The following is a 19,175-nucleotide window of genomic DNA, read 5'->3' as shown; positions in this document are numbered from 1 at the left end:
AGCCGATGGAGGCGCAGGCCCGGCGCCGACCGGGGGCTTGTGCGGGATGGCAGCGGCAGGCCCGCCTGCCCCCTGGCGGAAAGGCTCAAGACACGACCACCGGCTGACGAGCCGGCGCCCGGACGGCAGCGAATGAGCGGGTCATGGGCGGCGTCCTTCGGCCGGGATGAGCGGGCAAGCTTCATGATGCGAGACAGCAAGATGCGAGCCATGGAAAACCGCATTCTTTTTCAGCAGGTTCTGGCCTGTCACCCGCTTCGCCGGAGCCGGACGTCAGATTCTTCGACTCGAACTCCGGCGGCCCGCCGTCACGCGGCGCGCACGACTCCGGCGCGCGCAGTCGCAGGCGCGGCACCGCGACAAGGAGCTCCTGGAGCCCGCTCACTGGGCCGCCATCGGCACCACGGCCGCCTCGCCGAAGCGCACGTCGCGCCAACTGCCGAAACGGCCGCCCAGCTCGCTCGCGAAGAAGCCATAGAACTGGTCCAGCCAGTCGAGGAAGCGCGCCAGGTCCTCGCCGTTGCGGACATAGGGCGTGTTGCCGGCCGCCAGCGACGGCGAATGGTAGGTCAGCACGAAGACGCGATGGCCGATGGCGAGCATGTGCCGGGCCAGGCGCTTCGCCTCCTCGATCGTCATGCCCTCCGGGCTGAGGCGGATGCGCTCCATCAGCCCGAGGTGGGACATCGCGCCGGCCACACGCAGCCGCTGCATGCGGGATTGCAGCACGAAGGGCGCCAGCCGCGTCGCCCGCGAGAGATGTCCCACGAGCGCCGCAGAGACAGGAATTTCCATGAGCGTCTTCTCCCGGTCGGCCCAGTAGGGATGGGCGGTCAGCCAGGGCCAGGCCATGCCCTCCGGCGGCCAGCAGGGGGTGACGCTGCTGTCGGCGGCATAGCCGAGCGACTTGAGGATGTCGGCCGTGCGGAGCCCCGCGCCGAAGCGGCCCGTCCGGAAGATGCGCGGCGCCTCGCCGAAAGCTTCGGCCAGGACCTCCGTGAGGTGGCGCGCCTTGGCGAGTTCCAGCTCCACCGGCAGATTGCCTGCATAGCTGTTCCGCTCGCCCAGCGCCTCGTCGAAGGGCGGCGTCACCCAGGGATGCATCTGCGCGCCGATCTCGCAGGCGCCGGAGCGCAGCAGGTCGCGCAGCGGCTCGCGCCCTGCCGGCTGCGCGGCGACCGGATGGTCGGCGAGATAGAGCGGCACGACGCCGTGCCGCTCGAAGACGCGGTGCGCGCGCCATTGCACGCCCATCGAGCTCACGTCGAGCGCGTCGCGCCGGAAGGGGCGCGACCAGTCGAAGGCCTCCTCCGCATCCACCATGGTGATGAGCAGCGGCGGCTCCCGCGGGGGGATCTCAACCGCCGTGTGGAACCGCCGGTCCAGGATCGAGGCCGTGCAGCCGAGGCCGGTTTCCGGCATGGTGCCCGCGGCGGCCCCCGGCAAGGCCGTCACCGCCGGCGGAACTTTCGCAGACGCCTCCGGCAAAACCTTTGCAGAGGCCTCCGGCGCGGGCAGCCCATAGATTTCGAGGTAGCGCGCCGCCACGCCGCGCATGCCGAACCGTTCCCGCGCGAAGCGCCGACCCGCCCCGCCGATCCGCCCGCGCGCGGCGGGATCGCTCAGCAAGGCGTTCACCGCGCCGACATAGGTCCGCGCATCCTCGAAGAGGAAGCCGGTCTCGCCCTCGATCACGAAGCTGTCATTCACCTGCGGCAGCCGCCGGACCACGACCGGCAGCCCATGCGCCATGGCCTCCGGCACCACCGTGCCGAAGCCCTCGAGATGCGAGGCGAAGACGAGGATGTCCGCCGCGACGAACCAGGGATGCGGATCTGCCTGCTCGCCGGCGAGCAGCACGCGCCCCTCGATGTCCAGCCGGGCGATCGCCTCGGTGAGCGCGCGCAGATGCTGCCGCTCCAGCGCCGGCCCCACGAGCAGCAGGTGCGTCCGCGGATGCGCGGCCAGGATGTACGGCATGGCCTCAACCAGGAAGAGCGGGTCCTTGCGCGCGCAGAGCCCGCCGACGAAGAGCAGCACCGGGTCGGTGGCGCCGATGCCGAGCCGCGCGCGCATCCGTCCGCGCTGGCCGGGCTCGGCCTCGGGAATGGTGATGCCGCAGGGCACGTGGTGGCAGCGCTCGGGCTCCGCCATGAGCCGCGTCTCGTTGAGCAGCTTCGGGCTGATGCTCACGAAGGCGTCGAACAGCCCGAAGCCGCGCGCGGCCAGACGCCGCAGGCCGGGACGGTACTGGCCGACCAGGACGGGAAGGCTGTCGTCCAGCGTCGCCGAGAGCACGAGCCGCCGCCGCATCACCCAGGCCAGCGCGTAGCTCACGAAATACCAGTCCGCATGGGTGCGGAAATGCACCGTGACATAGCGGTGCAGGTTCGCGAGAAACCAGGCGGCCATGGCGACCTGACGGCGCCAGGTGCCAAGCGGCCGCGGCGACAGGTAGATCACCCGGCGCAACGTGGTGCAGGCGGCCATGGAACCGGGAGGCTCCGGCGTGTGGGTGACGAGCAGGTCGTGCTCGATTCCCGGCGCGATCTCCTGCATGACCGCGCTCGACCGCTCGAGGAAGACGCCCTCGCCGGTGAAGGTCGGGCGATAGTACTTCAGGACGTGCAGCACACGCTGTGGGCGCGGGGCATCATCGGTCATGGCGCAGGTTTCGCTTGCGGCAGCATGTCCCGGCAGGCACATGCGAGAGGTGGAGATCGTCGTCAGTCAGCATCACGGCCTCGAGGGTCTGGGCACCCTCTGGCGGGAGCTGGAGGCCCAGGTGCCGCAGCTCTCCTTCTTCCGCTCCTGGAGCTGGGTCGGCTGCCTGGCGGAGGAGCGCTTCCCCGATCCCGTGGTGTTGCAGGCCCATCGGGGCGGGGTGCTGGTGGGGCTCGCGCTGTTCAACCGGCGCCGCGGCCGCCTTTGCCTCGGCGAAAGCGGCGACGGCCTGCTGGATGCGCCTTTCGTCGAGCACAACGGTCCGCTGACGCTCGGAACGGCAGGTCTCGACGGGGCGCTGCTGCGGGCGGCGGCGGCCATGCGCGGAACGCGGCGCCTGGTGCTGAGCGGCATTCCCGCCGCGCTGCTGGCGGAGACCCCGGGCATCGCGCTGCGCGTTCAGGAGCGGCTCGCGCCCTATGTCCGGCTGGACGAGGTTCGCGCGGCGGGCGGCGATCCGCTCGCGCTGCTTAGCGCCAATGCGCGCTACCAGATCCGCCGCTCCGCCCGGCATTATGGCCGCCCCGTGCTGCGGCGCGCCGAGACGGAGGCGGAGGCGCTCGCCATGCTGGAGGAGCTGATCGCGCGGCATCAGAGGAGCTGGCAGGCGCGCGGAAAGCCCGGCGCCTTCGCGGATCCCTTCCAGCGTCGCTTCCACGCGGCGCTGCTGCGCCGCGCGATGCCGCGCGACGAGATCGACCTCCTGCGGGTGGAGGGCGACCGGGGCTGCGTGGGCCTTCTCTACAACTTCCGCCTGCGCGGGCGGATCTCCGCCTATCAGAGCGGCCTCGACATCGAAGGCGCGGGCCCGCACGGCAAGCCGGGCCTCACCTGCCACGCGATGGCCATCGCGCGCGCCGTCGCCGCCAGCGAGACCGTCTACGACTTCCTGGGCGGCGCCGACCGCTACAAGCTCACCCTGGCGCAGCATGCCGAGCCGCTCTTCTGGGCCGAGACGGTGCGCCGCCACTCTCTCCTCGGGCTCGCCCTGCGCCTGCGGAACCTCGCGCATCGTCATGCGCCGGCCCAGAGCAGCCGCGGCTCCAGCCCCTCCGGCGAGGGCCCCGGTCCGGACTGACGGATGCGCGCGAGTGCAAGGCAGGCGAGCGGGTCCTTCCAAGGGCGCGGCGCACGCGCGGCGGGATCGGCGGCGATCCAGTCCAGCAGCATGCGGTCCGCATCCTCGGGCAAGCCGGCGAAGCCGCCGGCATAGAGCGCCGAGCGAAGGGCGGCGTTCTGCAGGCGGCCCCGCGCCTGCTGCATCATCCGCCTCCCATGGCGGCGCAGGTCCCGCCAGCGCCAGAGATGCGAGGGCGGGTTCGCCCAGCTGGCCCCGGGCTCGACCGCGATGCGCGAGCCGATCCAGCCGCCGCCGAGGGCATCCAGGTCGTGCAGCACCATGGAGCCGAGCAGCCCGTCGCCGCGGTAAAGGCCACGCGGCAGCCGGAGGCCGGCCCGGGCCAACCGCTCGACGAAACCGCCCCGGAGCGCGAAGAGCGAGCCGTGCAGGCCCGGATGCTCCATCATGCTCCGGCGCAGCGCCGCCGCGCTGCGCCCGGTGCTCGGCACGGCGGCGGCGGCCAGGGCGTCCGGCCGCCGCGCCAGCCGGCGCGCCAGCAGCCTCGGCGCATCGGGCCGGATCTCGACATAGCCGTCCATCATCAGATAGAGCCCGGCCGCGGGCCGCAGCCGGTGCAGGAACAGGTTCACCGCATGCGACTTGTCGCCATGCGGGATGTCGTAGAGCGCGCCCGGGAGCCGCGCCTCGCGCAGGGCGGATGCGGCGATGGCCGCCGAACCGTCCGTCGTGCCGTTCAGCAGCACCGTCACGTGCAGCCGCGCCGCGTCCTCGCAGCGGGCCAGCGCCCGCAGGCAATGGCCGATGCGCTCCGCCTCGTTGCGCGCGAAGACGGCGACGCTCCACGGCCCCTCCGCCGGGACCGAGGGCGCCTGCCATGTCATGGGCATCGCATCCATGCTCAGCCGACCTGCAGGCCGTGGCCGGCGCGCAGCCGGCCGAGGCCGCGCGACAGCAGTCCGAGCATGTCGGCCTCGGCCCCGGCCGGCCGCCCCGCCAGGGACCAGAGCAGCCCGAGCACGGCCACGTAGCACCCGGCGCCGAGCCCGGCGCCGCGGGCCAGCTCTCCCGCCGCGGCCAGCCCCGTCGCCGGGGCCGGTGCCCAGCCGTAGCCGGTCTGCCACAGCAGCAGCGCCATCGCCGCGCTCGCCAGCACGGGGCGCCAGAGCACCGGCACGAGCCGGATCAGCGGCAGCTTCAGCAGGCGGAAGGCGAGGAGCATGGTCATCAGGTGCTCGGCCACCACCGCGACGGCCACCGCCAGCGCTGCGCCGGTGATCCCGAGCATCGGCGTCAGCACCAGCAGCAGACCGACGCGCATCGCCGCCGCCGTCGCCGTGATGCCGAGCAGCCGGCTCAGCTTCGCATGCGCGTTCAGCATCGCGGCGCTCACATTGCCGAGGGGCGTGAGCACGCTCGCCATGCCGAGCACCACCACCACGGGCACCGCGGCGAGCCACGCCTGCCCGAACCCCAGGGCGATGACGGGGCCGGCGACCAGCGAGATGCCCAGCCCCGCCGGCAAGGTCAGCATCGCCAGCAGCGCGAGGATGCGCAGATAGTCCGTCCCGCCGCCGTCGCCCTCCCTGCGGCTCGCGGCGAAGCCCGGCATGCAGGCCCGGCAGATCGGGTCCACGAGCTCGGTGGCGGCCAGCGCCGAGACCTCGACGCCGACGGTGTAGTGGCCGACCGCCACGGGGCCGAGCACGCGCCCGATCACCAGGCTTTCCGAACGGTCCTTCACCACCGAGGCGACGCTCAGCGCCCAGCTCCAGGCCGAGATGCCGGCGAGCTCCCGCCAGGCGGCCAGCGAGAGGCGCGGCCGGTAGGGATGTAGCGCATAGCCCATGGCCACGATGCCGAGGCGGTTCACGAAGATTCCTCCCACGAGCGCCCAATGGCTCCGCAAGATCGCCGCGAGGCCGATGGTCACGGCGATCCCGGCGATGCGAGGGACGATCTGCATCATGAACTCGCGCTCAAAGCGGAGCTCGCGGCGGAACTCCACCGCGCCGATATTGGCCAGGCCCGAGAGTAGCGCGGACAGTGCCAGCGCCAGCAGCACCTCCTCCAGCCGCGCATCGCCGAAGAAGCGCGCGGCGGGCGCGGCGGCCAGGGCGACCGCCGCGCCGACGGCCGCGCCGCGCAGCAGGTTGATCGTGAAGGCCGTGTCGTAGAGCCGGCGGTCCGGCCGCTCGGCGCGGATGATCTGCTCCTCCACCCCCAGCGCCAGGCACACGTCGAGCGAGACCGCGAAGGCGGCGGCGAGCGCCACCAGGCCGAAATCGCCGGGCGCCAGCAACCGCACCAACGCCAGCGTGCTGGCCAGGCCCAGCAGCCGCGTCGACATGCGCCAGGCGACGACCCATCCGGCCCCGCGGACCGTGCGTCGCAGGATGCTTCCCCGATCCGCCGTCATGGTCAGCTCCGGACGAGCTCGGCCTCGGAGGGGATGCGCTCCCGCCCCTGGCCGCGAAGGAAGCCCTCCAGCACCAGCAGCTGCCACAGCGCCTGCGAGTGATCCCCCTGCCCCGCCGCATGCTCGTCGACGAGGCGGCCCAGCGCGGCGAGATCGAAGAGGCCGGAATCGCCCATCGCCTCGCCGGTCAGGCGCGCGCGCAGGGCGCCGGGACGGGCGCGGAGCTGCGGGCCGATGGCGGCCGCGAAGCCCTGCTTCGCGCCCTGCAGCACGGCGGGCGGCAGGTGGTCGGCCATCGCCTCGCGCAGCACCCGCTTGCCGACGCCCTGGCGCAGCTTCAGCCGCGCCGGCAGCGCCAGCCCCCATTCCACGAGCTCATGCGCCAGCAGCGGCGGCCGCGTCTCCAGCGAGACCGCCATGCTCGTGCGGTCCAGCTTGGTCAGGATGTCGCCCGGCAGATAGGTGTGGATGTCGGCGTATTGCGCCTGCAGCAGGGGATCGTCCGGGTCGCATCGCGCCATCAGGGCCACGAAGCGGGCGGAGGGATCATGGCCGTCCACCGCCGCCCGCGCCGGGGCGGAGAGGAGCCCCCGCCGCGCGCCGGCCTGCTGCTTGCAGACCATGCGGTAATAGCCGAGCGCGCTGTCCAGGCTGAGCTCCGTCAGCGTGCTGCGGGCCCGCAGCCAGCGCGGCGCCCCGTGCATCGCGGGATAGGCCGCCGCCAGCCCGCCGATGACGCGCCGCCGCATCCCGGGCGGGAGCATCCGCCGCACGCCGTCGGCGAGGCTGTGGAAGCGGTGGCGCCGGTAGCCGGCGAAGACCTCGTCGCCGCCGTCGCCCGAGAGCGCCACCTTCACGTGCCGCCGCGCGAGCGCGCAGACCGCCATGGTGGGCACCGAGGAGTGATCGCCGAAGGGCTGGCCGAAGAGCGCGGCCTGGCGGCCGGCCATCTCGAGATAGTCCGCGGTGCCGGTCTGCGCGTGATGCCGCGCGCCGGCACGCCAGGCGACCTGCGCCGCCACCGGCCGCTCGTCCGAGGCCCCCTCGAAGCCGATGGTGAAGGTCGAGATGCCCGTCAGGGCGCGGGCCGCCATGGCGGTGACCGCGCCGGAATCGAGCCCGCCCGAGAGGAAGCTGCCCAGGGGCACGTCCGCCATGAGGCGATCGCGCACCGCCTGGCCCAGGCGCGCGGCGAGTTCCTCGGCGGGGGCCGCCGGCGCGACCACGGCGGCGACGGGCGCCTGCCAGTAGCGGATCTCGATGGGTTCCTGCTCGCCGCGGCGCAGAAGGAGGGCATGGGCCGGCGGGAGCGTGCGGATGCCGGCGTAGATCGTGCCGGGATCGGGCACGTAGCCGAGGGCCAGATAGTCGTCGAGGGCGGCCGGATCGAGCCGGCCGTTCACGCCCGGGAGGGCGAGCAGCGCCGGGATCTCCGAGGCGAAGGCCCAGCCGCCATCGGGCAGGCGCGCCAGATGCATCGGCTTCTCGCCGAGCCGGTCGCGCGCCAGCAGCAGCTGGCCTTGCTCGGCATCCCAGAGGGCGAAGGCGAACATGCCGTCCAGCCGCCGCAGCATGTCGACGCCCCATTCGCGCCAGCCGAGCAGGATCGCCTCGGTGTCCGAATGCGAGCGGAACTCGTGGCCCAGCCGCCGCAGCTCCCGGCGCAGGGCGACGTGGTTGTAGATCTCGCCGTTGAAGGACACGACGATGCCGCCATCGGCCGTCGCCATGGGCTGCGCGCCGCCGGCCAGATCGACGATGGCGAGGCGGCGATGCGCCAGCCCCACATGCGGCTCGGCGTGGAAGCCTTCACCGTCCGGCCCCCGATGGCTCATCAGATCGGCCATGGCCTTCAGCGAGGCGAGCTCCGGCGGCGTGGTCCGGAAGGCATGGAACAGTCCCGCAACACCGCACATTTATTTCTCCGCTCCAAATGAAACGGCGCCGTGTTCCAGCGTTGATTCGATGTATTGGTCCAGGCGAGGCTCCGGCGCGGGCGCGACGGGATGATCTTGTCCTCGTCTTGCCGGATCGCCGCCGCGCGCCGAAATTGTCTTGGAAATCGTGACCACCCTCGGCACGGTCAGGAGGCCAGGGGCCATGGAGGATACCGGTGTCGAGTCGAGCCGGAGGGGACGGCGCGGAGACCGAGCCTTGCGGCGGGCCATGAGCGCCCCCGGCCGCTGGTCCTGGCGCGTCTCGATCGCGGTCATCCTGCTTCTCTCCGCCGCGCTCTGGGTCGGCATCATCCGCCTTGCCGGACGATGGCTGGGCTGACGTCCGGGCCCGCTGCGCGCGTCACGCATTCTGCACCGCGCGCCCGGACCGCGCCGGCAAGCCGACGGCGAGACCCGCAAGATCGATCGAGGCCAGCGCGGGCGACCCGGCCCGCGTCCAGTCCAGCACCCGCGCCAGCCCGGCCTCGAGCGCCATCGGCGACGGCAAGGCGAGCGCCTTACGCGCCAGGCGCGGCGAGCCAACGGAGTTGCGGATGTCGCCGAGCCGGGCCGGCTGGTACTCGACCGCCGCGCGCGTGCCGCAGGCCGAGGCGATCAGATGGGCCAGCTTCAGGACCGAGGTCGGCCGGCCCGTGCAGACGTTGAAGACGGGGGCCAGCGTGCTGGCCGCGCCCATGCCGGCGATGAGCGCCGTGACGACGTCGCCCACGAAGACGAAATCCCGGGTCTGGCCGCCATCGCCGTGGATGACGACGGCGTCCCCGTGCAGAAGGCGCTCGCAGAAGATCGAGATCACGCCTGAATAGGGCGAGGACGGATCCTGCCGCGGCCCGAAGACGTTGAAGAAGCGCAGGCCCAGCGTTGGCACGCCATGGACCTGCCCCGCCACCCGCGCATGCAGCTCGCAGCCGAGCTTGTCGGCGCCATAGGCGGAGAGCGGGCCCGGCGCCGCGCTCTCCTCGATCGGCAGGGCGGCCGGCACGCCGTAGACGGCGGCCGAGGAGGCGTAGACCACCGGCACGGGGCGGCCCCGCTCCTTCGAGGCATCCCGCGCACCGGCCAGGACGGCGATCGTGCCGGAAAGGTTCGCATGATGCGAGGCGAGCCAGGCGTCGGTGCAGCGCTGGACGGAGGCGACGGCCGCGAGATGGAAGCAGCCATCCATGCCGTCCATGGCGCGCGCCACGTCGTCCGCATTCTCGACGCTGCCGATGACGAGGGTGGCGCCGGGCACCAGGTTCGCGAGGGAGCCCGTCGAGAGATTGTCGAGAACGCGCACCCCGTGGCCCTGCGCGATCAGCGCCTCGCACAGATGCGATCCGATGAAGCCACATCCACCCGTCACCAGCAGCCGCGCCATGCCCGAAACTCCCGCTTCGCCTTTCAGAAAGCATTCGCGACTGGCCAGCATCAAGTATAAAAGGTGTAAAATCTTGTCATTTACTCATTTTATCCGAAAGATAATTTCCATTTGCATTCTATTTTACAAGTTTTACCTGTGTGATTGCCGCAAAAATGCTGATTTTCATTTACTCCATGCGGGATGGGAGCTACCCATGGTTGACCGACCAGGGAGCCTTGGATGCGGATCAGCATTGTCTGCCCGGTCTACGACACGCCGCCGCATCTGCTCGCCGCTGCCGCCTTCTCCGTCCTGGGCGACCCTTCCGCAGTCATCGGCCAGCTCGTCCTCGTCGACGACGGCTCCCGCCGCGAAGACACGCTGCGAAGCCTGGAGGCCATCGCCGGGTCGGACCCGCGCGTCACCATGCTGCGCGCGCCCCACAATCTCGGCCCCGCGGGCGCCCGCAATCTCGGCCTCCTCGCCGCGCGCGAGGAGTGGATCGGCTTCCTCGATTCCGACGACGCCTGGCTCCCCGACCATGCCTCCCGCCTTGGCAGGCTGGCCGCGCAGCATCCGGAGGCGAGCTGGATCGGCGCCGGCCATCGGCTGGCATCGCCGGAGGGCAGCTCCGTGGCAGCGCCCCGCCTCGACTGCCCCTGTGCCCAGCGCATCGGGCCCGGCCTGCTGCGCTGCGGTGGGCCCGCGCTGACGCGCGTGCTGCTCGGCGGCTTCCATCTGCATCTGGGCGCCATGGTGGTGCGGCGCGGCCTGGCCGCGGCCGTCGGCGGCTTCGCGGAGGGCCTTGGCCGTTTCGAGGACCTCCTGTTCACGGCGAAGCTGTCCAGACGGGCGCCGCTTTTCTACCTGGACGCCGACGCCTACCGGTGGCGGCGCGGGGAGGGCCGTGCGGCGGACCTGCGCAGACCGGATCCCGCGTTGCGCATGCACGCGATCGCCGCGCGGGAGCCCGAGCTGCGGCCCTTCGGCCGCGAGCTGCGCCGGGCCCGGCACGGCGCCCTGCGGGGACTCGCGCTCGACACCCTGATCGCAGGCCGCCGCCGCCAGGCCCTCGCGCTCGCCCTGCGCGGATGGACGAGCGATCCGCGCGAGATTCCGGACCTCCTGCGCTTCCTCCGCCTCTGGCTGCCCTTGCGCCGGGAGGGTGGGCTGGCGGCATCCGGCGCGCTCGACCTCGCCTTCCGGCGTTCACGCTGATGCATCGCAGCGTCAGCGTCGTCATCCCGAGCTTCAACCGGGCTGATCTTCTGCCGGAGACGCTGGAGGCCATACTCGGCCAGACCTCGCCGGCCGAGCAGGTCATCGTCGTCGACGACGGCTCCACCGACGGCACGCCGGAGATGGTGGAGGCGCGGTTCGGCTCCCGCGTCGCCCTGCGCCGCATCGCCAATTCCGGCGATCTCGCCGCGCGGAACCGCGGGCTGGCCGCCGCCTCCGGCGACCTCGTCGCCTTCTGCGACAGCGACGACCTCTGGCACCCGGACTTCCTGGCGGAGATGCGGAGGCTCTGGCAGGCGGAGCCCCATCTCCGGGCAGGCTTCGCCAATTTCCGGATCGTCCGCGGCGGGAAGTGGGAGGCGGGCGACAAGTTCGCCGACGCGCCTGCGGGCTTCTGGGACGGGCTGCGGGAGCTGGGCGGCGGGGCGATGGCCTTCGACCGGCCGATCGTCCGGCGGCTCATCCGCTTCCAGCCCTTCTTCCCCTCCTGCCTGGTCGCGGATCGCGGCTTCCTCCTGGGGGCCGGCGGCTGGGACGAGAGCGTGGGCCGCACCGTGGGCACGGATTTCGCCACCATGCTGCGCCTGGCGGAGCACGCGCCGCTCGGTGTCCTGCGGCGCCCGCTGGTGGGCATCCGCAAGCACGCGGCGAACTACTCGGCCGACGTGCAGGCCATGAATCTCGGCGATGCCGCCATCCTCGATCAGCTCCTGGCGCAGCGGCCCTCCCTGCGCCCCCTCGCGGCCGAGATCCGCGAGAGCATCGCGCATCGCCGGCGGCAGGCCCTGGACACCGCCTTCGCGCGGCGCGATTTCGCCGCCGTCAGGGCCATCTTCGCGATGCTGCCCGAGTCCCGGCGCGGCCGGATGCAGCGCCTGAAGGCGGGGGTGGCCCGCCTGCCGCGGCCGATCGGCGCGCTGGTCGGGAATCTCCTGCTGCGGCTCGGCTCCCTGCGCCGGCCGGCGCGCGCGTCAGCGGCAGGCTGAGCGGGCCTCGCCGCGGGGCACGATGTTGAAGACGGGATCGCGCCGGAAGGCCTCCTGGCTGATGAAGGGCGCGCCAGAGTTGCGCAGCCACTGCCACGCCACCTGCGCATCCCCGTTTCCGGTCGTCTCCCAGAGCATCGCAAGCGAGGCGAGCGCGAGCTGGGCATAGTCGCCGTCCGTCTTGCTCCACCCTGCGCCGTTGGAGAGCCCGCGCGCGCGCGTCGCCTGGCCGATCTCGGCCCAGCTGCGCAGCGGCCGGCTCGCCGTCGGATCGGCGTTCATGGCGAGGAGATAGGCCGCCCCGTCGTTGCGGACGAAACCGCGTCGCTCGGCCAGGAAGCGCCCGGCCAGGAAATTGCCCATCCAGGCCAGCACCGCGGCCGCATCGCGATTGCCCCGGCGCGCCGCCGCGGCGCAGGTGAAGGCGAAGTAGTCCTGCTGCCAGGGCGGCAGCAGGCCAGGCGCGCCGTATTCGCCGGGGATCCAGCCATGGGCCTCGCCCTGGGCCGAGGTCCAGCCGGGAATCTGCGCCCGCAGCCACGCCCAGTTCGCGGAGCCGGTGGACCGCAGCCAGGGGGCCATGGGATCGTCGTCCGGGCTCGCCCAGGCGGCGTTGTCGATCTGCCGGAGCGACCAGGCCGCACCGCGCACCTGGTTGCCGCGCACGACGTTCACGCCCTCCGCGGGTCCCGGCCGGTCGGGCGTGCCGCGCGTGCCGGTCCATTGGCTCAGCACGCTCCAGCTGGCCTGGGCCTGCATCTCGTCCAGGAAGGCCCGCCGCCCGGTCAGCAGATAAGGCACGGTCGCGAGGTCAGGCTGATGCGCGGAATCGAGCACCCAACCGGTGTCGGCGGCGACGGGCTGCATCAGCCCGCCCGGCGGCGGACCGCCGCGCCCATCGGTCCAGAGGCGCGGCCAGCGGCGCGTGTCCATCCAGGCGCCGTCCCAGTAATGCCAGGGAATGGCGCCGGCCGCCTCGGCCTGGCCGATGGCATAGGCGCCCGCGCGCGGATCGCCGGTCTGCAGCCAGATCGCCTGGGACTGCGTGACCGGCCCGATATCCGCGCGCCCGCCGGTCTGCGGCATGTTCTGGGTGATGCCGCGCGGATCGAGAGGGCGCGACCAGCGCGGCGCGCGCGCCGCCTCGCCCAGGGCGGCCAGCAGCGCAGGCGCCACGCCGGTCGAGGTGTCGTAGCGCGGCACGGCACCGGCATCGGCGAGGTAGCCGGCGTCGTGGCGCACCAGCGGGGGCGGAAGCGCGCTACCGGCCAGCCGGCCCCATCCGGTGTACTGGTGCTGGCGGCCGACCTCCGCGCGCAGCACCTCGCGCCCGTCCAGGACGAGCCGCATTCCGTAGGCGACGGGCCCGCCGCCGGCGCGCATGGCGCCGTCGTTGCGCAGCCAGGGCTCCACCCAGAGGCTCCCATCCGCCCGCACCGCCAGGTCCGCCACCAGCCGCAGCGAGCTGGCGCCCAGATGCGTCACCGCCAGGGCCACCCGCGTCTGCAGCGCGAGCGGGCCGGACTGCCAGGGCTGCACCGCCGGATCGGCCAGGGCGGCGCGCATCAGCGCCAGCAGGTCGATCTGCCGCTGGTCGATCCAGAGCTCGGCCCGGTGCGCGGCCAGGACCGGCGCCGGGTCGAGGCGCTGCGGCGCCTGGCCCTCGCGCGTGAGGACGACGGCGGCGCGAGCGCCCGCCGCGAGCGCCGGCGCCGCGAGCGCGACGACCGCATGGCGCGCCGAGCCGTCGGGATGGCGCGTCTTCACGTCGCATTGCGCGGCCAGCGGGCGGCCATCGGCGAGGCGCGCGCCGAGCCAGGCCTGGCGCGGCAGGTCGCCGGCCCGGAAGCACTGGCCGAAGACGGTCACGGCGCCGGCCGGCGCGCCGGTGCCCTCCAGCACCAGCCCGACCACGTCGCCCGGACGGCCGGGGCAGGGCAGCGACGCTCCGACCTGGGCGCAGGCCGGCCAGGCGGGGAGCGCCGAAAGGGCAAGAACAGCGCGACGCCTCATCCGAGGACCCTCCGGAACAAGGCGAGCTGGCCCGCGGTGGTCTCGTCCCAGCTGAAGCCTTCGGCATAGGCCCGCGTCGCCTCGCGCGCCGGCGGATCGGCGAGCAGGCGCCGCACGGCGGCGGCGATGGAGCTCGGCGTCGTCTCGTCGAGCACCAGGCCGGCCTCCGGGGCCGCGACGGCCTCGCGGCTGCCCCAGGCGGGGCTGGCGATCACCGGGGTGCCGCAGGCCATGGATTCCAGCAGCACGTTCGCCCAGCCCTCGCGGCTGGAGGCCAGGATGAGGACGTCGGCCGCGGCGTAGAAGCTGGGCAGGGCCGCATGCGGCTGCGGGCCGGCGAACCAGACCCGGTCGGCCACGCCGAGACGCCGCGTCAGCCCTTCGAGCTGCGCGCGGTCTGGCCCGTTGCCGACGATGACCAGGCGATGCCGTGGCAGGGACGGCAGGGCGCCGATCACGAGGTCGTGGCCCTTGCGCGGAATCAGATGGCCCACCGAGATCAGCACGGGCGCCCCCGGCGCGGCCCGGCGCGGGGGCGGCCGGAAGGTCTCGAGATCCACGCCGTTGCGCAGCACAGTCACCTTGTCCGGCGGCGCTCCGAGCGCGATCAGCCCGTCCTTCAGCCCCGCGCTGACCGCGATCAGCGCTGCCGCCCGGTCGATCGCGCCGCGGATCAGCCGTCTCGGCCAGGCATGGTTCGGCAGCTGGCTCGTGTCCGAGCCGCGGGCGGTGATCACCACCGGCAGCCGGAACTCCTCCCCGAGCCGCACGGCGGCCACGCCGTCCGGATAGAGGTAATGCGCATCGATCGCGTCGAACCGCGCGCCCTCGGCGATCAGCCGCGCCATGGCGGCGCGCGCGGCCGCATGCAGCGCGCGGGGCGCGGTGTACATGCCCAGGCCGGGAGGCGCGACGAAGCGCGGATGATGCACCGCGATTCCATGCCGTTCCTCATGCGCCGTCACGGCGCCTCCGCGCCCGGGAAACCACGGCACCGGCGCGAGGACCGTGGCGACCGCCTCACCGCTGGCGACGAGATGACGCAGCCGGTTTTCCACGAAGACGCCATGATGCGGACGCGCCGGGTTGGGGTAGAGCGTGCTGAAGGTCAGCAGCCGCAGCGGCCCGCGCGCGCCAGCCGCCCGCCTGGGTGCCTCGGAGGGGGGCAGCGGCAGCAGCATCGCCTGGTCCGGCATCAGCCCCGCCCTCCCGCATGTCGAAGGGCCACCAGAAGCGCTTCGCGACCGTCGCGTCGCAGGCGGCCCAGACGGCGAGCCAGGCCATGCCCATCACCATCGCGAGGAAGTAGAGCCCATCCATGCGATCGATCCTTCATGCCGCCCGCCATCCCGCCGGCACGGGGGATCCGTGGCGGGCGGCGGCGGGCGCCGGTTGTTCCGCGCGCCGCGCTATGCTCCAGGTCGCGCCGATGACCACGAGCAGCGTCCAGTAGAAGTCCCAGTAGCTCAGCGAGAGAAAGGTTCCGCTGACGACGTAGGCCACCAGCGAGGCCTGGCTCATCCGGCCCAGATCGTGCGCCCAGGCGAGCTCCGGCCTGCCGCGCGTCGAGCGGATCAGCCGCTGCGACCAGTAGGCGCCGGTCAGCGTCATGGCCAGCCAGACGGCGAAGGTGACGAAGCCCTGCTCGCTCAGCAGCTCGAACCAGATGCTGTGTACCGCGCGGGCCGGCCCGCCCGGCGCCACGCGGTCCACGACCTCGCGCGTATAGGGACCGGTGAAGCCGGTGCCGAGCAGCGGCCGATCCAGCGCCAGCTTCCAGGAGATCCCCCAGAGTTCGAGGCGCCCCGTCGCCGAGCCGTCGGCCTGGTACTCGCCGAGGGTGTGCATGCGGTCCATCCACTGCGGCGGCATGAAGGTGATGGCGCCGGTCAGCACGACGGCGAGCACGGCGGCCGAGAGCACCTTCGCGTGACTGCGCCACCACATCAGCGCCGCGACCGCGCAAAGCCCGAGCAGGGCGCCGCGCGAGTAGCTGCCGACAGCCGCCAGCAGGGTCAGCGCCATCGCCACCGCGAGACCGTTCCGCACGACGCGGTGCTGCGACTGCAAGCGCAGGTAGTTCATCAGCGGCAGCGTCACCAGCATGGCCGCGGCAAGATGATTGTTGTCGGTGATCATGGTCTGGGGCGGGCCCCAGACGCGGTAGTTGCCGCCGGTCGCGATGGCGAAGATGCCGCCGCGCACGCCGTAATAGCCGATCGCGATCACCATGGCCCAGACCAGCGCGTGGACGCGACGGCGCTCCGTCAGCAGGGCCGAGGTGAGCAGGAGGCCGAGGATCACCTTCATCACCGCATCGTGCTTCGCCCAGACATCCGCAGGTACGCCGAGCGCCGTCACCGACGTCACGGTGATGCAGACGAGCAGGGCCAAGAGCAGGAAGGTCAGCGCATCCACGCGCGGGCGGCGGAGCTCGCCCGAGAGGATCGCTCCCGTGAAGGTCGCGGCGAAAACCGCGACCGCCCAGGGCAGTTCCATCGCGAAGCCGTAGACCAGCCGGTGCGGGTTCATGAAAGAGATCCAGCACCATAGCAGCACTCCTACGAAGGGCCGGTACACGGCCAGCGGCAGCAGCCCGAGCATGACCGCGACGAAGACGAGATCGCGCATCGCGGATCAGTTCTGCAGCTCGGCCCGCAGCCGTTCGGCCCGGGCGCGCTCCGGGAATTCGGAGCCGCTCGCCAGCGCCGGGCCGAGCACGCTGAGCGCCTGCTGCCGCTCGCCGGCCGCCTTGAGCGCGAAGGCAAGGCGATAGGCGGTGCCGGGCGTCTCCCCCGCCTGGCGCAGCAGCAGCACCGCCGTCCGCGGCTCGGCGCCGCGCGCCAGGAGCCAGCCCAGCGTGTCGGCCGTGTCCGCATTGGGCGCGAGATAGAAGGCGCGCTCGGCCCAGCCCTTGGCCTCGGCCAGCGCCGCGGGATCGTCCCGCTCGCCCACCACCCAGGCGAGGTTATTCAGCGCCATCGCGTATTCCGGCGCGCGGGCGACGACCTGCCGCAGCCCCGCCTCCGCCTCGCCGAGGCGTCCGGCGACGATGTCGAGCTGGGCGAGCATGTGGCGCAGCTCGATGTCGTCCGGTGCCGCGGCCAGCCGGTCGCGCAGCACCGCGGCGGCGCGGTCGGGCCTGTCCGCGGCACGCCAGGCGGCCGAGGCGCGCAGGGCGAGGGCCGCGCCCGGCGCCGCGGCCATCGCCGCCTGGAAGGCCTCGGCGGCCTCGGCGGGCCGGCGGGCAGCCATGAGGGCCTCGCCCCGCAGGCCGGCGGCCGCGGGCATCGCCGCCGGCTGCGCGGCGATCCTCCCGGCCTCGGCGAGCGCCGCCTCCAGCCCCTGCTTCTCGAAGAGAAGGCCGATCAGCGCCTGCTGGAGCCTCGCATTGCCCGCCTCGGCGCGGAGACCCTCGCGGATCAGGTTCTCGGCGCCGCGCGCATCCTCGGCGCGCAGCAGCAGGCGGGCGAGCTGCACGCGCGCCTGGGCCGAGGCCGGATCCTCCGCCAGGGCCTCCCGCGCCGCCTCCTCGGCCGGGCCCCACTGGCCGGCCGCCGCATGCACCTCCGACCGCGCCAACGCCATGGCCGCGCCCCGCGCGCGACGGAGCGGAGCGGCCTGGAGCAGCGCCACGGCGCGGTCCGTCTCGCGTCGCCGGACCAGGACCTCGGCGGTGGCCAGCGCGAGGTCCGGCTGGTCCGGATGCGCCGCCTGCGCCGCGATCAGCGCCGCCACGGCCGGCTCGGTCGCAGCGCCCGCGCCGAGCGTCATATGCGCCAGCCGCCGGATCGCCTCGAGATTGGCGGGATCGTCGCGCACCACCGCGGCGACGAGCGCCACCGCCTCGGCTTCGTGGCCCTGGAGCGCGGCCACACGCGCCAGGCCCAGCCGGCCCATCCGGCTGGCCGGCGCCCGCCGGATCGCCGCCTCGAACTCCGTGCGCGCCGCGCCGAGGTCGAGATGGATCAGCCGGAGCGTTCCCGCCAGCACGGCGCCCACTTCGCCCTGCCGGACCTCCGGCGGCATCGCGGCGAGTTCCGCCTCGGCGCCCGCGAGGTCGCCCCGCGCCACCGCCGTCGCGACCAGCATCTCGCGCGCGCCGGGCTGCACCGGGCCGACGCGCATCGCCTCGGCCACCGCCTCGCGCGTGCCGGCGGAATCGCCCAGGGCCAGGCGGGCGACGGCCAGCCGCGTCAGCAGCGCGCCGTTGGCAGGCGTCAGCGCCACGGCCCGCTCCAGGGCCTGCACCGCCTCGGCATGGCGGCCCGCTCCGGCATAGGCGCGGCCCAGCATCTCCAGGAGCTCCACGTCGCGCGTGCCCGGGACGGCCGCGCGCGCCAGCACCGCGGCGGCCTCGGCCGGCCGCCCCGCCTCGAGCTCGATCGAGCCCAGCAGACGCGCCCCCCGGGGATCCTCCGGGAAGCGCGCGACATGGCGGCGGGCGGCATCCTCGGCCTGCGCGGTCTGGCCCAGCCCGCGCTTGGCGGTCGCCTGCAGCAGCAGCCCGTCAGGGAAGCTCGCGACCTGCGGGCCGAGGCGCTGCAGCGCCGTGTCGGCGGCCCGCCAGTTGCGCTGGATGGTCAGCTGCATGGCGCGCAGATAGGCCGCCATCGCGTTGGTCGGCATGGCCGCGATCGCGGCGTCGATGTCCACGGAAGCGCGCTCCGTCTCGGCCAGGCGCAGCAGCACCTCGGCCCGCCGCAGTCGGGCCGGCACGTCGCCCGGCGCGGCCGTGATGAGGCCGTCGAAGGTCGCGAGGGCGCCGGCCGCGTCGCTGCGGTCGAGCTGCAGCTGCGCCTTGACGAGCCGCGCCTCGCGCGCCCCCGGGTGCGTGGCGAGGACGCGGTCGATCCGCGCCTCCGCCGCCGCGCGGTCGCCCTCGGCCATCGCGAGGCCGGCCGCCGCCACGCCGACTTCCGGAATCGCGGCGCCGAGCCGCTCCGCCAGGGCCACGGAAGCGCGCGCGGCCTCGCGGTCGCCCGATCCGATCTGCGCCAGGGCGCGCCCCGCCGCGATCTGCGCGGCCACGGCCGGCGGCATGTCCGGGCCGGGCTCCGGGAACTGCGCGAGCACGTCCTGGAAGCGCGCCTGCGCCAGGATCACGCGCAGGAGCAGCGCCGTCCCCGCCGACCGCTCGTAGCCGCGCTCCAGCGCCGCGCGTGCCTCGCGCTCGGCCGTATCGACGTCGCCCACATCCAGGCTGGCGGAGGCGAGCCCTGCGCGGAGGGCGCCGGCCGTGGGCTCGGCGCGCACGGCGTTGCGCCATTCGATCTGCGCGGCGCGCAGCTCGCCGCGCGACTGGGCCGCCAGCGCGCGATCGCGCGCCGGATTGGCCTGCGCCGGCGAGAGGCCGGCGAGCGAGCCCGCGAGGGTGAGGGAAAGCACGACGGGATGTAGGCGCATCATCGCCTCC

Annotated in this window: 12 protein-coding genes; 3 read left to right on the top strand and 9 right to left on the bottom strand. The window is 73.6% G+C overall.

Annotation, left to right across the window (positions count from 1 at the left end):
- Positions 1-381: 381 nt before the first annotated feature.
- Positions 382-2,664 carry a glycosyltransferase gene (locus EJV46_RS20195; RefSeq protein WP_165585636.1) on the bottom strand — a complete coding sequence of 761 codons (2,283 nt, stop codon included), beginning with the start codon at positions 2,662-2,664 and terminating at the stop codon, positions 382-384.
- 40 nt (positions 2,665-2,704) lie between these two features.
- Between EJV46_RS20195 and EJV46_RS20190 the strand changes: the two genes are divergently transcribed.
- Positions 2,705-3,802: a GNAT family N-acetyltransferase gene (locus EJV46_RS20190; protein ID WP_165585635.1), complete on the top strand. Its 1,098-nt coding sequence runs from the start codon at positions 2,705-2,707 to the stop codon at positions 3,800-3,802.
- On the opposite strand, the gene EJV46_RS20185 is transcribed toward EJV46_RS20190, so the two are convergent.
- The 4 genes from EJV46_RS20185 to EJV46_RS20170 all read right to left on the bottom strand — a co-directional run bounded on the left by EJV46_RS20185 (position 3,739) and on the right by EJV46_RS20170 (position 9,539).
- Positions 3,739-4,686, bottom strand: a complete 948-nt coding sequence (locus EJV46_RS20185; protein ID WP_131550528.1) for a hypothetical protein — start codon at positions 4,684-4,686, stop codon at positions 3,739-3,741. The genes EJV46_RS20190 and EJV46_RS20185 overlap by 64 nt on opposite strands.
- A 17-nt stretch (positions 4,687-4,703) precedes the next feature.
- Entirely contained in the window at positions 4,704-6,221 is a 1,518-nt protein-coding gene (locus EJV46_RS20180; protein WP_131550527.1) for an oligosaccharide flippase family protein, read from the bottom strand.
- Positions 6,222-6,223: 2 nt separating this feature from the next.
- Positions 6,224-8,137 carry an asparagine synthase (glutamine-hydrolyzing) gene (asnB, locus tag EJV46_RS20175; RefSeq protein ID WP_131550526.1) on the bottom strand — a complete coding sequence of 638 codons (1,914 nt, stop codon included), beginning with the start codon at positions 8,135-8,137 and terminating at the stop codon, positions 6,224-6,226.
- A gap of 382 nt (positions 8,138-8,519) precedes the next feature.
- On the bottom strand, positions 8,520-9,539 hold the full coding sequence (locus EJV46_RS20170; protein WP_131550525.1) for an NAD-dependent epimerase/dehydratase family protein: 1,020 nt from the start codon (positions 9,537-9,539) through the stop codon (positions 8,520-8,522).
- Between the two features lie 222 nt (positions 9,540-9,761).
- Between EJV46_RS20170 and EJV46_RS20165 the strand changes: the two genes are divergently transcribed.
- Together EJV46_RS20165 and EJV46_RS20160 are read left to right on the top strand one after the other, a co-directional pair.
- Entirely contained in the window at positions 9,762-10,739 is a 978-nt protein-coding gene (locus EJV46_RS20165; RefSeq protein WP_131550524.1) for a glycosyltransferase family 2 protein, read from the top strand.
- Positions 10,739-11,746, top strand: coding sequence for a glycosyltransferase family A protein (locus tag EJV46_RS20160; RefSeq protein WP_165585634.1), 1,008 nt, complete (start codon positions 10,739-10,741; stop codon positions 11,744-11,746). The genes EJV46_RS20165 and EJV46_RS20160 overlap by 1 nt, the downstream gene beginning before the upstream one ends.
- On the opposite strand, the gene EJV46_RS20155 is transcribed toward EJV46_RS20160, so the two are convergent.
- The 4 genes from EJV46_RS20155 to prsT all read right to left on the bottom strand — a co-directional run bounded on the left by EJV46_RS20155 (position 11,732) and on the right by prsT (position 19,165).
- Positions 11,732-13,759 carry a hypothetical protein gene (locus tag EJV46_RS20155; protein ID WP_131550522.1) on the bottom strand — a complete coding sequence of 676 codons (2,028 nt, stop codon included), beginning with the start codon at positions 13,757-13,759 and terminating at the stop codon, positions 11,732-11,734. The two genes, EJV46_RS20160 and EJV46_RS20155, sit on opposite strands and share 15 nt — an antisense overlap.
- Entirely contained in the window at positions 13,756-14,955 is a 1,200-nt protein-coding gene (locus EJV46_RS20150) for a glycosyltransferase family 4 protein (protein WP_240782676.1), read from the bottom strand. Before EJV46_RS20150 ends, EJV46_RS20155 begins: the two co-directional genes overlap by 4 nt.
- 136 nt (positions 14,956-15,091) lie before the next feature.
- Positions 15,092-16,390, bottom strand: a complete 1,299-nt coding sequence (locus tag EJV46_RS20145; protein ID WP_131550521.1) for a putative O-glycosylation ligase, exosortase A system-associated — start codon at positions 16,388-16,390, stop codon at positions 15,092-15,094.
- A gap of 6 nt (positions 16,391-16,396) precedes the next feature.
- A complete protein-coding gene (prsT, locus tag EJV46_RS20140) occupies positions 16,397-19,165 on the bottom strand; it encodes an XrtA/PEP-CTERM system TPR-repeat protein PrsT (RefSeq protein ID WP_165585633.1) in 2,769 nt (922 codons plus the stop codon).
- Between the last annotated feature and the right edge of the window lie 10 nt (positions 19,166-19,175).

It is taken from the genome of Roseococcus sp. SYP-B2431 (assembly GCF_004336745.1).
In the GTDB taxonomy this organism is placed as follows: domain Bacteria; phylum Pseudomonadota; class Alphaproteobacteria; order Acetobacterales; family Acetobacteraceae; genus Roseococcus.
Note: the sequence above shows the minus strand (reverse complement) of the source record. Positions and strands in the feature narration are given on the sequence as shown.

Bases quoted from the DNA above. Each gene is read 5' to 3' on its own strand.
- EJV46_RS20195 (WP_165585636.1), bottom strand. From the start codon at position 2,664: ATGACCGATGATGCCCCGCGCCCACAGCGTGTGCTGCACGTCCTGAAG.
- EJV46_RS20190 (WP_165585635.1), top strand. From the start codon at position 2,705: ATGCGAGAGGTGGAGATCGTCGTCAGTCAGCATCACGGCCTCGAGGGT.
- EJV46_RS20185 (WP_131550528.1), bottom strand. From the start codon at position 4,686: ATGACATGGCAGGCGCCCTCGGTCCCGGCGGAGGGGCCGTGGAGCGTC.
- EJV46_RS20180 (WP_131550527.1), bottom strand. From the start codon at position 6,221: ATGACGGCGGATCGGGGAAGCATCCTGCGACGCACGGTCCGCGGGGCC.
- asnB (WP_131550526.1), bottom strand. From the start codon at position 8,137: ATGTGCGGTGTTGCGGGACTGTTCCATGCCTTCCGGACCACGCCGCCG.
- EJV46_RS20170 (WP_131550525.1), bottom strand. From the start codon at position 9,539: ATGGCGCGGCTGCTGGTGACGGGTGGATGTGGCTTCATCGGATCGCAT.
- EJV46_RS20165 (WP_131550524.1), top strand. From the start codon at position 9,762: ATGCGGATCAGCATTGTCTGCCCGGTCTACGACACGCCGCCGCATCTG.
- EJV46_RS20160 (WP_165585634.1), top strand. From the start codon at position 10,739: ATGCATCGCAGCGTCAGCGTCGTCATCCCGAGCTTCAACCGGGCTGAT.
- EJV46_RS20155 (WP_131550522.1), bottom strand. From the start codon at position 13,759: ATGAGGCGTCGCGCTGTTCTTGCCCTTTCGGCGCTCCCCGCCTGGCCG.
- EJV46_RS20150 (WP_240782676.1), bottom strand. From the start codon at position 14,955: ATGCCGGACCAGGCGATGCTGCTGCCGCTGCCCCCCTCCGAGGCACCC.
- EJV46_RS20145 (WP_131550521.1), bottom strand. From the start codon at position 16,390: ATGCGCGATCTCGTCTTCGTCGCGGTCATGCTCGGGCTGCTGCCGCTG.
- prsT (WP_165585633.1), bottom strand. From the start codon at position 19,165: ATGCGCCTACATCCCGTCGTGCTTTCCCTCACCCTCGCGGGCTCGCTC.